This is a genomic window from Helicobacter sp. T3_23-1059, from assembly GCF_053654515.1.
Window position 1 is genome coordinate 1 of sequence record NZ_JBSIUV010000196.1, and the last position, 658, is coordinate 658.

The 658-nt window shown below is 35.7% G+C and carries 2 protein-coding genes; both read left to right on the forward strand.

Annotation, left to right across the window (positions count from 1 at the left end):
• Positions 1-192: hypothetical protein (locus ACWIX0_RS14015; protein WP_454174590.1), on the forward strand; the 192-nt coding region annotated here is incomplete at its 5' end.
• A gap of 148 nt (positions 193-340) precedes the next feature.
• Positions 341-658 (forward strand): hypothetical protein (locus ACWIX0_RS14020; protein ID WP_454174591.1); only part of this gene is annotated, 318 nt, incomplete at its 3' end.

The window sequence follows — 658 nt, forward strand, 5'->3', positions numbered from 1 at the left end:
AGAGCAAAGCTTGCTATTGATTTTTGTGCAAAAACCCAAGCAACTCGCAATAGGCTAAACGCAATGCCTAAACCTAGCACGGATAAAACTAAAAAACCTCGCGCAGATAAATCTCACACAAGCGCACATAGCGAGATTTCTAGTGTGAGCGTGCGCGATAAGCAAACGAAATCTAAGATAAGGAGAAAATAACAATAAAATTTTTATAAAAAAAATGATAATAATCTTGTATAATATCCAAATTAGCGATTGCTAACCGTTACTGCCAAATGGTTTTGATATTTGTCCATATCAGCAATCGCTACAAATAGCCATAAAAGAGAATTTTAGGATAATACAAATGCTAGAAGAAGTTACACGCGATGAAGTAAATGCTTTTTTTATCCAAGCCTTTGGTGAGGAAAAGGCAATCGTTGCCCAAAAAGCATTTGAAGCAAATTGGACACTAAATTCCCAAAGACTAAAAAAACAAGTTATTGATGAAGTAAAAAGCGAGATTGTAAGTAAAGATTTGCTACAAGCGGAATTTAAAGCATCAAAAGCAGAATTTCGACAGGAACTAAAGCAAACAGCCAATGATTTAAGAACAGAGTTAAAACAAGAAATCAACGACTTACGCGCCGAAGTCAAACAAGAAATCAACGACTTACGCGCCGAA